This window comes from Rhizobium sp. SVR5-2C (assembly GCF_056755115.1).
Map to the genome: position 1 here is coordinate 1 of NZ_JBNDHT010000615.1, position 234 is coordinate 234.

The following is a 234-nucleotide window of genomic DNA, read 5'->3' on the forward strand; positions in this document are numbered from 1 at the left end:
GTCCGGCGACCGGCGGCAGAGCGGGATCAAGGATATCCTTCTCGTCCGCAGGCAGTTTCCACACAGAGACGCGCCGATTCTGCCCAGACGTACCGTATGAAAAGAGCACGTGTGCCGTTGTGACGCCAGCAAAAACGCCGCCGCCGTCATCGAAGTAGTTCTGGCAAGAACCGTCTTCTAGGCCACCATTCGAATAGAACAAAGTCCCGTTGTTGTTCTCGTTCTTGCGAATGA

1 protein-coding gene is annotated in these 234 nt (G+C 56.0%); it reads right to left on the reverse strand.

All coding sequences use genetic code 11. The features are described 5' to 3' along the window. On the reverse strand, positions 1 to 234 hold a 234-nt coding region (locus tag ACPYOI_RS37100), incomplete at both ends, for a hypothetical protein (RefSeq protein WP_481424310.1).